Source organism: Pseudoxanthobacter soli DSM 19599 (assembly GCF_900148505.1).
GTDB lineage: Bacteria > Pseudomonadota > Alphaproteobacteria > Rhizobiales > Segnochrobactraceae > Pseudoxanthobacter > Pseudoxanthobacter soli.
Genome location: NZ_FRXO01000002.1, coordinates 521,733 through 537,381 on the forward strand (window position 1 = coordinate 521,733; position 15,649 = coordinate 537,381).

Annotated in this window: 10 protein-coding genes; 1 reads left to right on the forward strand and 9 read right to left on the reverse strand. The window is 69.1% G+C overall.

All coding sequences use genetic code 11. The annotated features are described in order from the left end of the window. Positions 1-107: 107 nt before the first annotated feature. From BUF17_RS06765 to BUF17_RS06795, 7 genes are all read right to left on the reverse strand, one after another. A complete protein-coding gene (locus tag BUF17_RS06765) occupies positions 108-2,939 on the reverse strand; it encodes an NHLP bacteriocin export ABC transporter permease/ATPase subunit (protein ID WP_210215400.1) in 2,832 nt (943 codons plus the stop codon). Between the two features lie 91 nt (positions 2,940-3,030). Further along, complete coding sequence (locus tag BUF17_RS06770; RefSeq protein WP_073626839.1) at positions 3,031-5,226, reverse strand: NHLP family bacteriocin export ABC transporter peptidase/permease/ATPase subunit; 2,196 nt, start codon at positions 5,224-5,226, stop codon at positions 3,031-3,033. Between the two features lie 126 nt (positions 5,227-5,352). Next, positions 5,353-6,630 carry an NHLP bacteriocin system secretion protein gene (locus tag BUF17_RS06775; RefSeq protein ID WP_073626840.1) on the reverse strand — a complete coding sequence of 426 codons (1,278 nt, stop codon included), beginning with the start codon at positions 6,628-6,630 and terminating at the stop codon, positions 5,353-5,355. A 338-nt stretch (positions 6,631-6,968) separates the two neighbouring features. After that, entirely contained in the window at positions 6,969-8,270 is a 1,302-nt protein-coding gene (locus BUF17_RS06780; protein WP_073626842.1) for a UDP-glucose dehydrogenase family protein, read from the reverse strand. 233 nt (positions 8,271-8,503) lie between these two features. Beyond that, the gene (locus BUF17_RS06785; RefSeq protein ID WP_073626844.1) at positions 8,504-9,931 is read right to left on the reverse strand and encodes an aldehyde dehydrogenase family protein; all 1,428 of its coding nucleotides are present in this window, start codon (positions 9,929-9,931) and stop codon (positions 8,504-8,506) included. A 199-nt stretch (positions 9,932-10,130) separates the two neighbouring features. Then, a complete protein-coding gene (locus tag BUF17_RS06790; protein ID WP_073627248.1) occupies positions 10,131-10,553 on the reverse strand; it encodes a hypothetical protein in 423 nt (140 codons plus the stop codon). A 67-nt stretch (positions 10,554-10,620) separates the two neighbouring features. After that, positions 10,621-12,075 carry an NAD-dependent succinate-semialdehyde dehydrogenase gene (locus BUF17_RS06795; protein WP_073627250.1) on the reverse strand — a complete coding sequence of 485 codons (1,455 nt, stop codon included), beginning with the start codon at positions 12,073-12,075 and terminating at the stop codon, positions 10,621-10,623. A 158-nt stretch (positions 12,076-12,233) separates the two neighbouring features. Here BUF17_RS06795 and BUF17_RS06800 point away from each other — a divergent pair, with 158 nt between their 5' ends. Further along, on the forward strand, positions 12,234-13,115 hold the full coding sequence (locus tag BUF17_RS06800; RefSeq protein WP_084564158.1) for an IclR family transcriptional regulator: 882 nt from the start codon (positions 12,234-12,236) through the stop codon (positions 13,113-13,115). On the opposite strand, the gene BUF17_RS06805 is transcribed toward BUF17_RS06800, so the two are convergent. Further along, positions 13,080-14,306 carry an acetate/propionate family kinase gene (locus BUF17_RS06805; protein WP_073626846.1) on the reverse strand — a complete coding sequence of 409 codons (1,227 nt, stop codon included), beginning with the start codon at positions 14,304-14,306 and terminating at the stop codon, positions 13,080-13,082. The genes BUF17_RS06800 and BUF17_RS06805 overlap by 36 nt on opposite strands. Beyond that, on the reverse strand, positions 14,303-15,256 hold the full coding sequence (locus tag BUF17_RS06810) for a phosphate acetyltransferase (RefSeq protein ID WP_073626848.1): 954 nt from the start codon (positions 15,254-15,256) through the stop codon (positions 14,303-14,305). The genes BUF17_RS06805 and BUF17_RS06810 overlap by 4 nt, the downstream gene beginning before the upstream one ends. Positions 15,257-15,649 lie beyond the last annotated feature (393 nt).

A 15,649-nucleotide genomic window follows, 5' to 3' on the forward strand; every position in this document is an offset into this window, starting at 1 on the left:
CGCAATCCGGGCGACCGTTCGATGATGGAACGCAAAATCGAAGCCGGTAAGCCCCGGGCCTTCACGTTTGGGCGAGAACCAGCCGGGCGATGTCCGGCGATGCCGCTTCAGGCTGTCTGGCGCCGGGCGAGCGCCGCGAACAGGCCCGGCGCGGCGGCAAGGTCCTCATAGCGGCCTTCCTGCACGATGCGGCCGCCGTCGAGCACGACGATCCGGTCGGCGTGCACGATGGTGGACAGGCGATGTGCGATCACAATGCGCGTGGTGCGCATTTGTTCCAGCGCCGCGGAGACCTGAGCCTGGGTCGCGTTGTCGAGGGCGCTGGTGGCTTCGTCGAGGAAGAGGATTCGCGGCCGGCGGATCACCGCGCGGGCGATCATCAGGCGCTGCTTCTGGCCGCCGGAAAATGTCGCCGCGCCCTCGCTGATCATGGTCTGCATGCCCATTGGCATGGCACGGATGTCGTCCTCGAGTCCCGCGACGCGGGCAGCACGCCACGCGTCGTCGAGATCGAACGGTCCGTTCGCGACGATGTTGTCGAAGATGGAGCCCGGCAGGATCTGGCCGTTCTGCAGGACCACGCCGAGCTGCCGGCGCACCGCGCCGGGGTCGAGGGTCGCGAGGTCGCGCCCGTCGAAGCTCACGCTGCCCTGAACGGGCCGCTCGAACCCGAGCAGCAGGCGAAGCAGCGTGGACTTGCCCGCCCCCGACGCGCCGACGACCGCGACGAACTCGCCGGGTTCGATCCTCAGGTTCACGTCGTCGAGGATCGGCCGGCCCGCTCCGCCGCGCTCTGTCGCGGGATAGGCGAACGAGACATGGTCGAGGGCGATACGGCCCGAGAGTTCGCCGGGATCGAGTTTCGCGCCGTCGATCTCCGGCACCGCCTGCAGGATCGGCCGGGTGCGCTCGTAGAGCGGCGCGAGGCCGTAGACGGTGACCGCCGCCCCGGCGAGGCTGGACATGCCCGAGAAGAACTGGCCGAACGCCGAATTGAAAGCGACGAACGACCCCATGCTGATCTTGTCGAGAAAGAACGCGAACATCATCAGCGACAGCACCTGGAAGGCGAGCAGCATGAAGGTGCCGAACAGCGCCTGCGAATAGACGATGGTGCCGCTGCGCCGCTGGAAGCCGATGTCGCGGGCGAAGCGGCCCGCCCAGTCCCAGAAGGCGAAGCTCTCGGCGCCCGCCGAGCGGATCTTGGCGATCCCCGAAATGTATTGGAACACGCGGGCGGACATCTGGCCACGCAGGGCGAGCTGTTCGCGCTGCTGGCTGCGCTGGACGAGCGCGAACACGGCGCTGCCGCCCACCGTCACCGCCGCGAACAGGAAGCCGATCAGCGCCAACTTCCACTGGTAGTAGAGCATCATGCCGAAGCTGACGACGGAGAACACCCCGCCGAACAGGGAACTCATCGTGGCGCCGGTCAGCTGGCTGCTGAGCGAATTGATGCCCATCGCCCGGCTCGTCAGGTCGCCGACCTCGTAGTCGCGGAAGAACGAGACCGGCAGGTTGAGAAGCCGGTCCCAGACGGCAGACTGCACCACGGCGTCGAGGCGCCCCTGCACGCGAAGCTGCGACAGTGCCTGGGCGATGCCGAAACCGAGGGTCGCGATCGCCGCCCCCGCGAGCACCACGGTCACCTGCCCGAGCTGCGCATATTGTCCGCGCGGCACGATGGTGTCGAAGATCGCGCCGGAAACGACGGGCGTGATCAGAGCCAGCAGCGCGGCGGCACTCGCCGCAGCGAGGATGACGGCCAGTTCGCGGACGCTGCCTTTGAGCGCGAAACGCAGCAGGCCCCAGCCGTTGATCGCGGTCGGCGGCAGGGGGCGATAGAACAGGTAGACAGACGGCGAGAGATCGGCCGCAACGGCCGCATCCACCCGTTCGCTGCGTCCATCCGCCTCGACGAGCCGGTAACCGCGGCCGACCCGCAGCACGGCGACCGGCCGGTCACCCCGCACCGCGACGAACGAGCCGTGATCGCCCTTCCACCAGCTCTCGGAGAGGGTGCCGCGCCGCATCCGCACGCGGGCCGCCTGGGCGATCCGCTCGACGCGCGCCTCGATGGTCCGGGCAGCGTCAAGGTCGGCATCGCGCGGAGAAGCGGAACCTCGCGCGTCGAGCACGATGCCGTCGCGCGCGGCAACCCGGATGCAGCAGCGCAGCAGCGCATCGCCCGTGCCCTCGTCGCCGCTCCCCGCGCTCCCGGGATGCAGCGTCGAGGCAAGATGCGACGAGGCCGCCTTGAGGCGCTGCTTCGCCGCGGCGTCCCGTCCCCGGAAGGCCGCGGCCGATCCCTCCACGGCGCGGTCGAGCTCCGCGTCGAGACGGGTGAGCGCGTCCACGACGGCCCGGCCGGCGGCGGCTTCCAGCAATCCTTCCACGGCAAGACCCGCCGAGGTCCAGGCGCGCACCGTGCAGTCGGCCGCGATCCGCGCCCACACCCGGCCCGTGAGGGCAAGCGGCACGGCGGCATCCACCGGTTGCTGCCCGAACGCCGACACCGGCCCTGAGGCCGCAAGCCACACGAGGCCGCGTGCGGCGCAGAGCGTGGTGCCGGCCGGCGCGGGGGCCGATCCGGCGAATGCGCCGAGGCCCGCGACGTCGCGCGGCCGCAGAGGCAGCCGGGCGAGTTCCGACAGCCGCACGATCCAGTCGTCGAATGCGGCGAACGAGCCGTCGCCGCAATCCCGCGCCATGTCGGCGAGCCGCGTGCCGGGAAGCGGCACCGCCAGGATGTCGAGATGGTCGAGCGTCGCCGGCAGCGGGGCAAGGCCGCCGAACGCCTCGCCGGGTTCGACGCGGCCGAGCGGATGCCACGGCCCATAGGCCGCCGACGCGCCGGGACGCACCGCGAACAGGTCGACGCCGCCGGCGTCCACCCGCCAGAAGCCGTCGGCCCGGCTGATGCACACGGCACGGGACACCGTCGGCGAACGCGGCGCGGCGGCGAAACTTTCCGGAAATCCGTCTTCCGCGGTCCTGTCGGCCGGGAGCCGGCCGGCCGGCGGCAATTCGTTACTGGGCGGCGATGAGTCTGGCATAGGCTCCCTCCGCCTCGGCTTTCAGGCTGTCGTGTGTGCCGCGCTGCACCACCCTACCGCGGTCGAGCACGATGATCTCGTCGCAGTCGCGGATCGTCGACAGCCGGTGCGCCACGATGAGGCAGGCGCAGCCGCGCCGCCGGATATTGGTGTCAATGGCCTTCTCGGTGATGGGGTCGAGCGCGGCCGTGGCCTCGTCCATCAGGAGCACGCTCGGTGCGCGCACCAGCGCACGGGCGATTTCGAGGCGCTGGCGCTCGCCGCCGCTGAGATTGCGTCCGCCCTCCGTCACCTCGGAACGGATGCCGGCCTCGCGCTGGCGCACGAGGTCGCGCAGGCAGGCATCCGTCAGCGCCTGTTCGATGGCGACGTCGTCGATGGTCGGGTCCCAGAGCGCGATGTTCTCGCGGATGGTGTCAGCGAACAGCGTGATCTCCTGGTCGACCACCGCGATGGAGCCGGTCAGCACCCGCCGGTCGATGTCCTGCACGAGGCGTCCGTCGACGCGGATCTCGCCGCTCCACGGCTGGTAGAGCCCGGCGACGAGCTTGACCACGGTCGACTTGCCGGACCCGCTGAGGCCGACCAGCGCCACGCGCGAGCCCGGCTGGACCGTCAGGCTCAGGTCCTGGATCAGCGGCGGCGCGAGGCGGCTGTAGCCGAAGGTGACGTTGCGCAGTTCCACGAGCCCGGCGAGCCTCACCTCCGCCAGTCGAAGATCGGCCGGCGTTTCTCCCTGCGGCCGCTCGCCCGGCTGAAGGCGGGCCGGATAGTTCATCACGTCGTCGATGCGCTGCAGGTCAGCCTTGGCGGTCTGGAGCACGGAACCGAGGCCGACGAGGTTACCGACCGGGCCGTTGAAGCTCGCGGCCAGCGCCTGGAATGCGATCAGGTCGCCGACGGAAAGCCGGCCTTCCATCACCTGCACCGCGCCATAGGTCAGCACCGTCAGATTGCCGATGGCGGTGAGGAAACCCGGCATGACGCCGAGCAGGCGCGATTCGAAGCCGATCTCCTGCGAGAGCGACACGAACCGGGCCTGGAACCCGGCCCAGCGCGCATAGAGGTCGCCCTCCGAACCGGTCGCCTTGATGGTCTCGATGGCGGCGAGCCCGCTCATCGCCACGGAGGCCTGCCGTGCCGAACTCTGGGCGAGCAGCTGGGTCGAATTGTCGAGCCGCACCCAGACGATGCGCATCAGCACGAGATTGACCGCGGCGAATCCCACCACGATCCCGGCGAGCGGCAGGCTGTAGGCCAGCATGATCGCTGCGTAGAGCACCAGCGTCAGGATGCCGACGAGGTTGATGGCGAGGTCGCTGGACAGCGTGCGGGCGACGCGGATATTGGCCTGCAGCCGGCTCGACAGGTCGCCGGCGAAGCGCTGGGTGAAATAGTCCACCGGCAGGAACAGCATGTGCCAGAGCATGCGGCCGGTCATGATGACGGCGAGCTTGACCTGGAGCCGCAGCAGGTAACGCTGCTGAAGCCAGGTCAACGCCAGGCTGACCGCCCCGGCGGCGATATAGAGCATCAGGAGCGGCCGCACCCAGCTCGTCTGCCCGTCCACCAGGAACTGGTCGATATAGGTCTTGGTGAGCGCCGGGATGGCGATGCCGGGCAGCACCAGAAGAAGCGTCGCGAGCACGATGTAGGCGAACGCATCGCGCGAGCCGTCGAGGCGGCGGCGCAGCGCCCCGATCAGTTGCGGCCGTCTCCCGCCGGGGCGGAAATCGGGACCCGGTTTCAGCGCGATGGCGACGCCGGTGAAGCTTTCGGAAAACGCCTGCCGGCTGATGGTGCGCCGGCCGAGGGCTGGGTCGTTCAGGTGGACCTTGTCGCCGGCCACATCGTCGACCACGACGAAATGGTTGAACTCCCAGAACACGATCGCCGGCAGGGCGAGCGCGCCGAGCCCCTGCATGTCGACCTTCATGCCATGCGCTTCGAGGCCGTAGCTGCGGGCCGCCTTGACGACGTTGAGCGCGTTCGAGCCGTCGCGCGAGACGCCGCAGGCGACGCGCAGTTCCTCCAGCGGCACCCAGCGGCCGAAATGGGCGAGCACCATGGCGAGACAGGCCGCGCCGCACTCGACCGCCTCCATCTGCAGCACGGTCGGCGTTCGCACGCGGCGGCGGAACGGCAGCAGGCGGCGCAGATCAGCCGGCATGGACGGCATCTCCACCCGCCGGCGGCAAGTCTTCGCCAGTCGCGGGGCGCGCGGACGGCCGGCCCTCCGCCATATCATCCGGCGCCGGGCTTCCGGCGGCAGGCCGCATCGCCTCGATCCGTGCCGTCATTGATCGAGCCCGGCCAGCCGCCGCAGGGCCGGGATCACGAGCACCGCCGGGGCATCCTCGCGGATGGCGACGTTGGCCGTGGCGAGCGTCCCCGTCTCGATGGCCGTCGGCGGCCCCTTTCCCGATGTCCAGGCGAAGCCCGAAGGCGTGGAGGGATCGCGCTCCAGCACCACGCCGAACGAGATCGGCGGGGTGTCGCCGACGAGCGACTGGGCCAGCGTGGCGTTGCCGAGCTGGAGATTGACCGCACTCATGCTCTGGGGCTGCGGGCTGACCCAGACCACCTTGGCGCGGATGGTGCCATAGCGCTCCGGCTGCGCGGTCGAGGGCGCGACGTTCGCCGCCATGCCGACGCGGATGTCCTTGCCGTGGAGCGGCTCGGCGAAGAACACGCCTTCGAGGTCGGTGCGCTGCGCCTGGATCGCGAGGATCGGCGAGCCCGGCTCTACCGCCCCATCGATCTGGCCGTCACGCTCGACGACGACGCCGTCCATGTCGGCAAGGATGCGGCCGCCCTGGTCCAGCCGCAGCTTGGCGTTGGCAAGCTGCTCCTGCGCCTGGAGAATGCGGTCATCGAACCCGCTCATCGCCGTCATGCGCTGGTTCTCGAGGTCGAGCTGCTTGGCCTGGAGCTGCTGGAGCTGCACCTTGGCGCCGTCGAGGCTGGCGGAGGCGCTGATCAGGTCGTCGCGCGCGCTCTCCACCTGGATTTCCGTCGCGAGCCCGCGCGACTGCAGGTCGGTCAACGAGTTCAGGATCTGCTGCCGGCCGTCGATCTGCTGCTGCGCCCAGGTGATCTGGGATTGGAGGCTCGCCTTCTGGGCGGCGAAATCCGAGGTCTGGGTGGCGATGAACGACGTCCAGAACGCCGCCTGCCGGGCCCGCTCGTTCTCGATCGATTTCAGCGTGCGCTGGGCGTCCTGCTGCATTTCGGAGGCGTCGAGCATCTCGACCTTGGCGAGGAGCTGGCCGGTCTTCACCGTGTCGCCGGTCTTGACGAGCACCTGCCGTAGAATGCCGGCGGCCGGCGCCACCACCTCGCGCCGCTCTCCGAAGGCGGGCCCGAGGATGCCGCGGCCTTCGACATAGGTCGCAATGCGGCCGGCGACGCTCCAGTAGACCGCGCAGCCGAGCACGAAGGCGAGCGACAGCAAAAGCACCCAGCCGGTCGGGCCGACGACATGCATCAGCCGGTCGACCTGCTCAGGCGTGCGCAGCCTGTCGAGCGCCTCCTTGCGAAACAGCGACTGGTCTGAACGTGCCGTCTCGCTCATGCGAGCCCCCGCCTCGGCATGCCGTTATCCATGGATGGCCCGCTTCCCCCTCGGCGCCATCCCCCATAGAGCAAATTCCGTTCGGACCGAAGCGGCCCGAAGAACGAGAATATGCCTGAACCGTTGAATATCGGTGCAATCCCCTCGCGATCGGACGTGCCATCCGTTCGAAAGGTGCGCCGCGCCCCCGAGTGAGAGGATAACCGTCCGCGCAGGCCGCGCAACCGTCCAGACGACCGGAACCGGAGCGCTTTCCGACCGATCGGAAATCGCTCCGGATTCGAAGGCTCACGCATATCCTCGCCGTTCAGATCGGTTCGATCTGAACGGGATGTGTTCTACCGGCCGACGCCGGTATAGCGGAAGCCGTGGCGCAACACCTCGTCCGGCGGATAGACGTTGCGCAGATCGACGAGCACGGGTTCGGCGACCTCTGTCTTGAGACGCGCGAAATCGAGCGCGCGGAACTGGTCCCACTCCGTCACGATCGCCACCACCTCGGCGCCGCGCGCCGCTTCATAGGGGCTGGAGCAGAACGCCACGTCGGCGAGAAGCGGTTTCGCCTGATCCATCCCCTCTGGATCGTAGGCGCGGATGGAGGCGCCGGCGTCCTGAAGCGTCTGGATGATGGAGAGCGAGGGCGCGTCGCGCATGTCGTCGGTGTTCGGCTTGAAGGTGAGCCCGAGGATCGCGATCGTCTTGCCGCGGACGCTGCCGCCGGAAGCCTGGATGATCTTGCGGCCCATGGCGCGCTTGCGGGTCTCGTTGACGGCAACGGTGGTCTCGATCAGGCGGATCGGGCTGCCGTGGTCCTGGGCGGTCTTGACGAGCGCGTTCGTGTCCTTCGGAAAGCAGGATCCGCCATAGCCCGGTCCAGCGTGGAGGAACTTCGCGCCGATGCGGTTGTCGGTGCCGATGCCGCGCGCCACCTGCTGCACGTCCGCGCCGACCTGTTCGCAGAGATCCGCGATCTCGTTGATGAAGGTGATCTTCATCGCGAGAAACGCATTGGCGGCATACTTGATCAGTTCCGCCGTGCGCCGGGTGGTGAAGAACAGCGGCGCGGCGTTCAGATAGAGCGGCCGGTAGATCTCGCGCATCACCTCGACGGCCCGCTCGTCGTCGCTGCCGACGACGATGCGGTCGGGGCGCTTGAAGTCCGAGATCGCCGCGCCTTCCCGCAGGAATTCCGGGTTCGACACTACAGCGACATCCGCGGCGGGATTCGCCTCCGCCATGATGCGCTCGACCTCGTCGCCGGTGCCGACCGGCACGGTCGATTTCGTCACCACCACGGTGAAGCCGTCTACCGCCTCGGCGATCTCGCGGGCGGCACCGTAGACATAGGTGAGATCGGCATGGCCATCGCCGCGGCGCGACGGGGTGCCGACGGCGATGAACACCGCGTCGGCGGCCGCCACCGCCTCCTTCATTTCGGTCGTGAACGACAGACGGCCGTCGCGCACGTTCTTGGCGAGCAGATCCTCCAGACCGGGCTCGAAGATCGGAACGCGGCCGGTCTTCAGGGCGTCGATCTTGGCGGCGTCCTTGTCGACGCACACGACCGTGTGGCCGAAATCGGCGAAGCACACGCCGGACACCAGCCCGACATAGCCAGACCCAATCATGACGATACGCATCGCAGGAGACTGCCGTTGGTTCGAGGGTCTCCCGGCCGGAGAGAGGCCGGGGCCTGGTTGTGGAATGGACGCATCGCGCGAATCCCGGAGGACGTGCGGTACGTTGGCCCGGGCTGACACCCGCTTGCCCGGGCCGGACTACAATGGCGGACGCACGCCGCGGTTCCGGCAACGGGGCGAGCACGCCCGGCGCCGATGCGCCGGGCCTCCAGCGCGACCGGCGCCCGGGATTCTCAGACTCCGTCCCAGCCGACGACGCCCTTGATCTCCAGGAACTCGTGGATGCCGAACTTGCCGTATTCGCGGCCGTTGCCCGACTGCTTGTAGCCGCCGAACGGCGCGGCACCGTCCCAGGCCGAGCGGTTGATGCGCACGACGCCGGTGCGCAGCCGCTTCGACAGCGCACGCGCCTCCTCGAGGTCGCCCTGGATGTAGGAGGCGAGGCCATAGACGGTGTCGTTGGCGATCTCCACCGCCTCATCCACGGTCTCGTAGCCGAGAATCGACAGCACCGGGCCGAAGATCTCCTCGCGCGCGATGCGCATGTCGTTGGTCACGCGCGCGAACACGGTCGGGCGCACATAATAGCCGCGGTTGAGATCAGCCGGCCGGCCGGGACCGCCGGCCACCAGTTCGGCGCCCTCGTCGATGCCGGCCTGGATCAGCGCCTGGATCTTGTCGAACTGGACCTCGCTGACCACGGGGCCGAGATCGGTCTCGGGATCGGCCGGTGCACCGACCTTGAACTTGGCCGCCGTCGCGGCCGCGGCGGCGATGGCATCGTCCATGCGCTCGGCCGGCACCAGCATCCGCGTCGGCGCATTGCACGACTGCCCGCTGTTCTCGAAGCACCGGACCACACCGTGGGAGACCGCGGCCACGAGATCGGCGCTGCGCAGCACGATGTTGGGCGACTTGCCGCCGAGCTCCTGGTGCACGCGCTTGACGGTCGGCGCCGCGGTCTGCGCCACGATCACGCCCGCGCGGGTGGAGCCGGTGAACGAAACCATGTCGACGTCGGGATGACCGGCGAGCACCTGCCCGACCGACGGCCCGTCGCCGTTGACGAGGTTGAACACGCCCCTGGGCACGCCGGCCTCGTGCATCACCTCCGCGAACAGCAGGGCATCGAGCGGCGCGATCTCGGACGGCTTCAGCACCATGGTGCAGCCGGTGGCGATGGCCGGCCCGACCTTGCAGGTGATCTGGTTGATCGGCCAGTTCCACGGCGTGATCATCGCCACGACGCCGACCGGCTCGTGGGCGATCAGCGTCGAGCCCTGCATGTAGGTGAAGTCGAACGCCTCCAGCGCCTTGATGGTCTGGGAGAGATGGGCGATGCCGACGCCGGCCTGCTCTTCCTTCGAGAAGGCGAGCGGCGCGCCCATCTCGCGGGAGATCACCTCGCCGAACTCGTCGACCCGCCGCCGGAACACGTCGAGAATGCTGCGCAGGAGGTCGAGCCGTTCCTCCTTGGTCGTCATGGAGAAGGTCTGGAACGCCGCCTTGGCCGCGGCGACCGCCTTGTCGACATCGGCGGCGGAGCCCATCGAGATCGTGGCGAACGGCTGCTCGGTCGAAGGATCGATCACGTCCAGCGTTGCCGGCCGGACCGGAGCCACCCACTCGCCGTCGATGTAGAATTCCAGTGCGTGCCGCATCGCGGGACCTCTCAATCAGTCGGTTCGATCGCGCCGCTCCCGGGCTTCCGGCCGGGGAAGAAGGATTCGGAAAGGCGGCTTACGATATCGGAGCTTTGCATAAGGACGGTGACAGCGGGAATACCGCATTCCGGCATGGCCGCCCTCGCCCGGTCCAGGTCGGCTTCACGGGCGTGCACGACCCAAGCGGGAAAAAGGATCAGCCCGTGGCCACGGGAGCGGCGCGCGGGTTGTCGGCGTAGAGGATGCTTTCGGTCTCGGCCTTCGCCCAGATCTGGTCGTCGGTCAGCTCGGTCTCGATGAATTCGATCGGAATGCCGCCATCCTCGACGATCGCGACGTGGAAGCCGGCGATCGGCTCGTAGGGTCCGAGCAGCAGCGTCATTCCCTCGATGGCGCGCGCGAGGTCGGAGACCTTGAAGGCCGGGTGGGGCACGGTCCGCAGCAGGGGATGCAGCGGGCTCGTCTCTTCGAAGCGATGCCACTGGGCGCGGATCAGCCGGCAGTCGCTGTCGCGCGTGTACATGCCGAACAGCGCGCTGTAGCGCTCGCCCGGCCGCGGCTCGGTCACCGGGATGCCCATGTGGTGGAAGCGATATTCCACGCCGTCCTTCATGAACATCGTCATCGTCTCCCGTCGCCGCCCGCGTGCATCCATCGGCGCGGGCGGCGGCGTTGTCAATGCGGGCTCACCGCACCGCGGAGCAGAGATACTTGATCTCCAGGTACTCCTCGATGCCGTATTTCGAGCCCTCGCGGCCGATGCCGGACTGCTTGACGCCGCCGAACGGCGCCACCTCGTTGGAGATCAGCCCGGTATTGTGGCCGACCATGCCGTATTCCAGGGCTTCCGCCACCCGCCAGGTCCGCCGGGCGTTCTCGGTGTAGAAATAGGCGGCGAGGCCGAACTCGGTGTCGTTCGCCATGGCGATCACCTCCTCCTCGGTCTCGAAGCGGAACAGCGGCGCCACCGGCCCGAACGTCTCCTCGCGTGCCACCACCATGTCGGGGGTGACGCCGGTGATCACCGTCGGCTCGTAGAAGGTGCCGCCGAGCGGATGGCGCTTGCCGCCGAGCACGATGTGCGCGCCCTTGGAGACGGCATCCTCGACGTGGCGCTCCACCTTGGCGATGGCGTCGTCGTCGATCAGCGGCCCGATCAGCACGCCCTTTTCCGTGCCCGCGCCGACCGGCAGCTTCGCGACTTCCTCCGCCAGGCGCCGGGCGAAGGCATCGTAGATCCCCGACTGCACGTAGAGACGGTTGGCGCAGACGCAGGTCTGGCCGGCATTGCGGTACTTGGAGGCGATGGCGCCGACGACGGCGGCCTCGATATCGGCATCGTCGAACACGATGAACGGCGCGTTGCCGCCGAGTTCGAGGCTGACGCGCTTGATGGTCGGCGCGCACTGCGCCATCAGGATGCGGCCGACTTCGGTCGAGCCGGTGAAGGAGAGCTTGCGCACCTTGTCGCTCGCCGTCAGCACGCCGCCGATGGTGCGGGCCTCGCCCGTCACGATCTGCAGCACGCCCGCCGGCAGTCCGGCCTCGATGGCGAGCTGGCCGATGGCGAGCGCGGTGAGCGGGGTCTGCTCCGCCGGCTTCACGATCATCACGCAGCCGGCGGCCAGTGCCGGCGCGGCCTTGCGGGTGATCATCGCCGCCGGGAAGTTCCACGGCGTGATCGCGGCGCAGATGCCGACCGGCTGCTTCAGCACGATCAGGCGCTTGTCGGTCTGCGGCGCGGGGATCACGTCGCCATAGACGCGCTTGGCTTCCTCGGCGAACCACTCGATGAACGAGGCCGCGTAGACGATCTCGCCCTTCGCTTCGGCCAGCGGCTTGCCCTGCTCCGCCGTCATGATGGCGGCGAGGTCGTCGGCGTTGGCGACGATCAGCTCGAACCAGCGCTTCAGGATGGCCGAGCGCTCGCGCGCGGCGCGCTGCGACCACGGCCCGAACGCCGCCTCGGCGGCTTCGATCGCCTGTTCCACTTCCTGGGCCGAGAAACGGGGCACCGGCCCGACCACACTGCCGTCGGCCGGATTGGTCACCGCGACGGTCTCGCCGCTGCGGGCCTGCCGCCACGCCCCGTCGATCAGTCCGCCGTCGCGCAGCAGCGCCGGATTTGCGAGTTGCACCACCGCATCCTCCTTCAAGATCGCCATTGTTCAATTAGTTGAACTATGTTCTACTGATTGAACGTTCGGCCTTTTCCGTTCCCCTGTCAAGCACGGGCGCGAGCCGTCCGTGCACGGCTCGCAGCCGGGACTACAAGAACAATCCGAAGGACGTCACGGCGATGACGGAGATCGAGACGCCCTCCCGGGGCGGAACTTCCGGAGACCAGACTTCTGGCGACCGCGGGGCGTCCGGCGACAGCGCGGCCGCGCGACCTGCACAGGTCGACTCCGCACCGGCCGATTCCGCACCGGCCCTGCGGCGTGCCGTTCGCATCCTCGATCTCGTGACCGCCGCGCCCGCGCCACCGACCGCAGCAGAAATCGCCCGGGCGCTCGGGCTGCCGCGCAGCACCGCCCACGGCCTGATCGGCGCCATGGTCGATCTCGGCCTCCTCGCGCGGACGACGGAGGCCACGCTTCGTCTCGGCCCGCACCTGATGAACTGGGCCAGCGGCTTCCTCGCGCAATTCGATCTCGTGGGCGAGTTCCGCCGCCTGTTCGAGGGCCGGCCCGGCTTCGAGGCCTACACGATCACCCTCAGCGTGCGCGAGGGCAGCGAGGTGATCTATCTCGCCTGCTGCAACAGCGCCGCGCCGCTGGGGTTCACCTTCCGCATCGGCATGCGGCTGCCCGCGGCGTTTGCGGCCACCGGCAAGGCGATGCTGTCGACGCTCGCCCCGGGCGAACTCTCCGATCTGTTCGCGGGGTCGTGGCCGGCACCGCTCACGCCGCGCAGCGTCGGATCCCTGAAGGCACTCGAATCCGAACTCGCGGCGGCCAGGGCGCGCGGCTATTCCGTCGACGACGGCCAGATCCGCGAGGGCATGGTCTGCCTCGGCGCACCGGTCGCGGACTTCTCCGGCAAGGCCATTGCCGGCGTCGCGGTCAGCCTGCTCGAACGCGAGGCGACGCCGGGCCGGCTCGCCGAGGTCGGCGCGCAGGTCCGTGCGATTGCGGACGACCTTTCAGGGCGCCTCGGCGGCCCCGGAAACCGCGCCTGAGACGGGTGCCGCCTGCCGCAACAGGCGCAGCGTGTGGCGCGCGATCATCAGCTCCTCGTCGGTTCTGATCACGAAGACCGGGGCGGCGCTGCCCTTTGCCTCGATGTTGCGAGCGTGGGCGCGGTTGGCGGCGTCGTCCACCGCAAGCCCTGTCCAGCCGAGCCGCCCGACGATCTGGCCGCGCATGTCGGCATCGTTCTCGCCGATGCCGGCGGTGAAGACGAGGCCGTCGAGCCGGCCGAGCGACACGGTCAGGCTGGCGATCGCCTGCGCCACCTTCAGCGCGAAGAAATCGAGCGCCATCGCCGCCTCCGGCGCGGCGCTGGCCCGAAGGTCGCGCGCGTCGTTGCTGATGCCGGACAGGCCCAGCAACCCGCTTTCGTAATAGAGCATGTGGCCGACTTCGGCGGCACTCATGCCCTTCTGCTCGATCAGGTGCAGCACCACGCCGGGATCGAGCGAACCGGTGCGCGTTCCCATCGGAATGCCGTCGAGCGCGGTGAAACTCATCGTCGTCTCGATGCTGCGGCCGCCGTCGATGGCGCAGAGCGATGCGCCCGAGCCCAGATGGGCGACGACGACCCGCCCGGCCGCCACCCCCGGCGCCACCGCCGCGAGCGCACCGTGGACATATTCGTAGGACAGCCCGTGGAAGCCGTAGCGGCGCACGCCCTCGTCATAGAGTTCCCGCGGCAGCGGGAAGCGGTCGGCGAGTTCCGGGTGGTCGCGATGGAACGCCGTATCGAAGCAGGCCACCTGCGGCAGGTCCGGCCGGCGCTGCCGCAGCACCCGGATCGGATCGAGATTGGAAAGCTGGTGCAGCGGCGCCAGCGGAATGAAGCTTTCAAGCGTCTTCATCACCGCGTCGTCGACCAGCACCGGATGGGAGTAGGTCGGGCCGCCATGGACCACCCGATGGCCGACGCCGACGATGCGGAGGTCGCCGATATGCGGGATCAGCCAGTCCGAAACGGCGTGCTGCGCGGCCTCGGCATCCGGCACCTCGGCGGTCTCGTAGCTGCGCTCGACCAGCGTCGCGCCGTCGTGATCGCGGACCTTGAGGCGTGGCTTCGAGCCGATGCCGTCGAAGGCGCCGCCGAGGATCAGGTCGAGATCGCCGCCGGCGACGCCATAGAGCTTGAACTTGATGCTGGAACTGCCGGCATTGATGACGAACAGCGCTTCGGTCACGAGGCGATACCCTTCTGCATCAGGCTGTGGGCGTAGAGCCCGGCCACCGCGCAGGACGCGAGCCGCGTCGGCAGGCTGTCGGCGCGGCTGGTGAGGATCACCGGCACCCGGGCGCCGAGCACCACGCCCGCCGCATCCGCGCCGGCGAGAAAGCTCAGGTTCTTGGCCAGCATGTTGCCGGCTTCCAGGTCCGGCACCACGAGAATCTGCGCCCGCCCCGCGACGGGGGAGACGATGCCCTTGATCCGGGCCGCGTCCTCGCTGATGGCGTTGTCGAGCGCCAGCGGCCCGTCCACGTCGCCGCCGGAAATCTGGCCGCGGTCGGCCATCTTGCAGAGCGCCGCCGCCTCGATCGTGCTCGGGATGCGCGGCGTCACCGTCTCCACGGCGGACAGGATGGCGACGCGCGGCCGGCCGAGGCCGAGGCCGACGTGCAGGTCGATGGCATTCTGGACGATGTCGCGCTTCGCCTCGAGATCGGGGAAGATGTTGACCGCCGCGTCGGTGATGAACAGCGGCTCGGGATAACTCGGCACGTCCATGATGAAGACGTGGCTGATGCGCCGGCCCGTCCTCAGGCCGGTTTCCTTGGCGGTGATCTCGGCCAGAAGCTCGTCGCTGTGCAGGCTGCCCTTCATCAGGAGCGCCGCCTCGCCGCGCCGCACGAGTTCCACCGCCTTGGCGGCCGAGGCGACGCTGTGGGGCGTGTCGACGATCTCGTGTCCGGAAAGGTCGAGGCCGCAGGCGGCGGCCACCGCCTCGATCCGGGCCCTGGGTCCGACGAGGACGGCATCGATCAGGCCGGCTTCCTCCGCCTCCAGCGCACCGCGCAGCGAGGACTCGTCGCACGGATGGGCGACGGCCGTTCGCAGCGCGCCGAATGAACGTGCCCGGGCCACGAGGCTCGCATAATGGTCGTGCTTGCGCTCGGCGCCTTTGGTCGCGGTCATGGCTTCGCTCTCCTGCCGGGCTGCGGCGACGGCCGGAAACCGGTTCCGGCACGGTGGAGGCGAATCCCGCCCCCTGGCAGCGTGTATCGTGGGTGCGCGGCCGGGCGCCGCGCCGCAGGCGACCCGAGGCACGGGGCCAGCCTGCATCCTGTAATGCTACGTCAAAATCCGGCGGCGACATTGATTTTTGCAAAAGCACATGGCCGATGCCTCCTTACGGCGCTCCCGCCCGCACCCCGCCTGACATCACAATGCAGCGAGCCGGCATCCCGACGGGGTGACACGGACGCGGCGGCAACGAGGATGCCGCTTTGCCGACGCGATTTCGCCGCCGGACCATGAAACGATCCGCTCGTTCAGACGTTTCTCCTGCTCAACGGACTGCCTCCGCGC

What these genes read in the sequence shown, in the direction of transcription:
- BUF17_RS06780 (WP_073626842.1), bottom strand. Translation starts at nt 8,270, where the DNA reads ATGCGTATCGTCATGATTGGGTCTGGCTATGTCGGGCTGGTGTCCGGC.
- BUF17_RS06810 (WP_073626848.1), bottom strand. Translation starts at nt 15,256, where the DNA reads ATGACCGCGACCAAAGGCGCCGAGCGCAAGCACGACCATTATGCGAGC.
- BUF17_RS06790 (WP_073627248.1), bottom strand. Translation starts at nt 10,553, where the DNA reads ATGTTCATGAAGGACGGCGTGGAATATCGCTTCCACCACATGGGCATC.
- BUF17_RS06785 (WP_073626844.1), bottom strand. Translation starts at nt 9,931, where the DNA reads ATGCGGCACGCACTGGAATTCTACATCGACGGCGAGTGGGTGGCTCCG.
- BUF17_RS06775 (WP_073626840.1), bottom strand. Translation starts at nt 6,630, where the DNA reads ATGAGCGAGACGGCACGTTCAGACCAGTCGCTGTTTCGCAAGGAGGCG.
- BUF17_RS06800 (WP_084564158.1), top strand. Translation starts at nt 12,234, where the DNA reads ATGACGGAGATCGAGACGCCCTCCCGGGGCGGAACTTCCGGAGACCAG.
- BUF17_RS06770 (WP_073626839.1), bottom strand. Translation starts at nt 5,226, where the DNA reads ATGCCGGCTGATCTGCGCCGCCTGCTGCCGTTCCGCCGCCGCGTGCGA.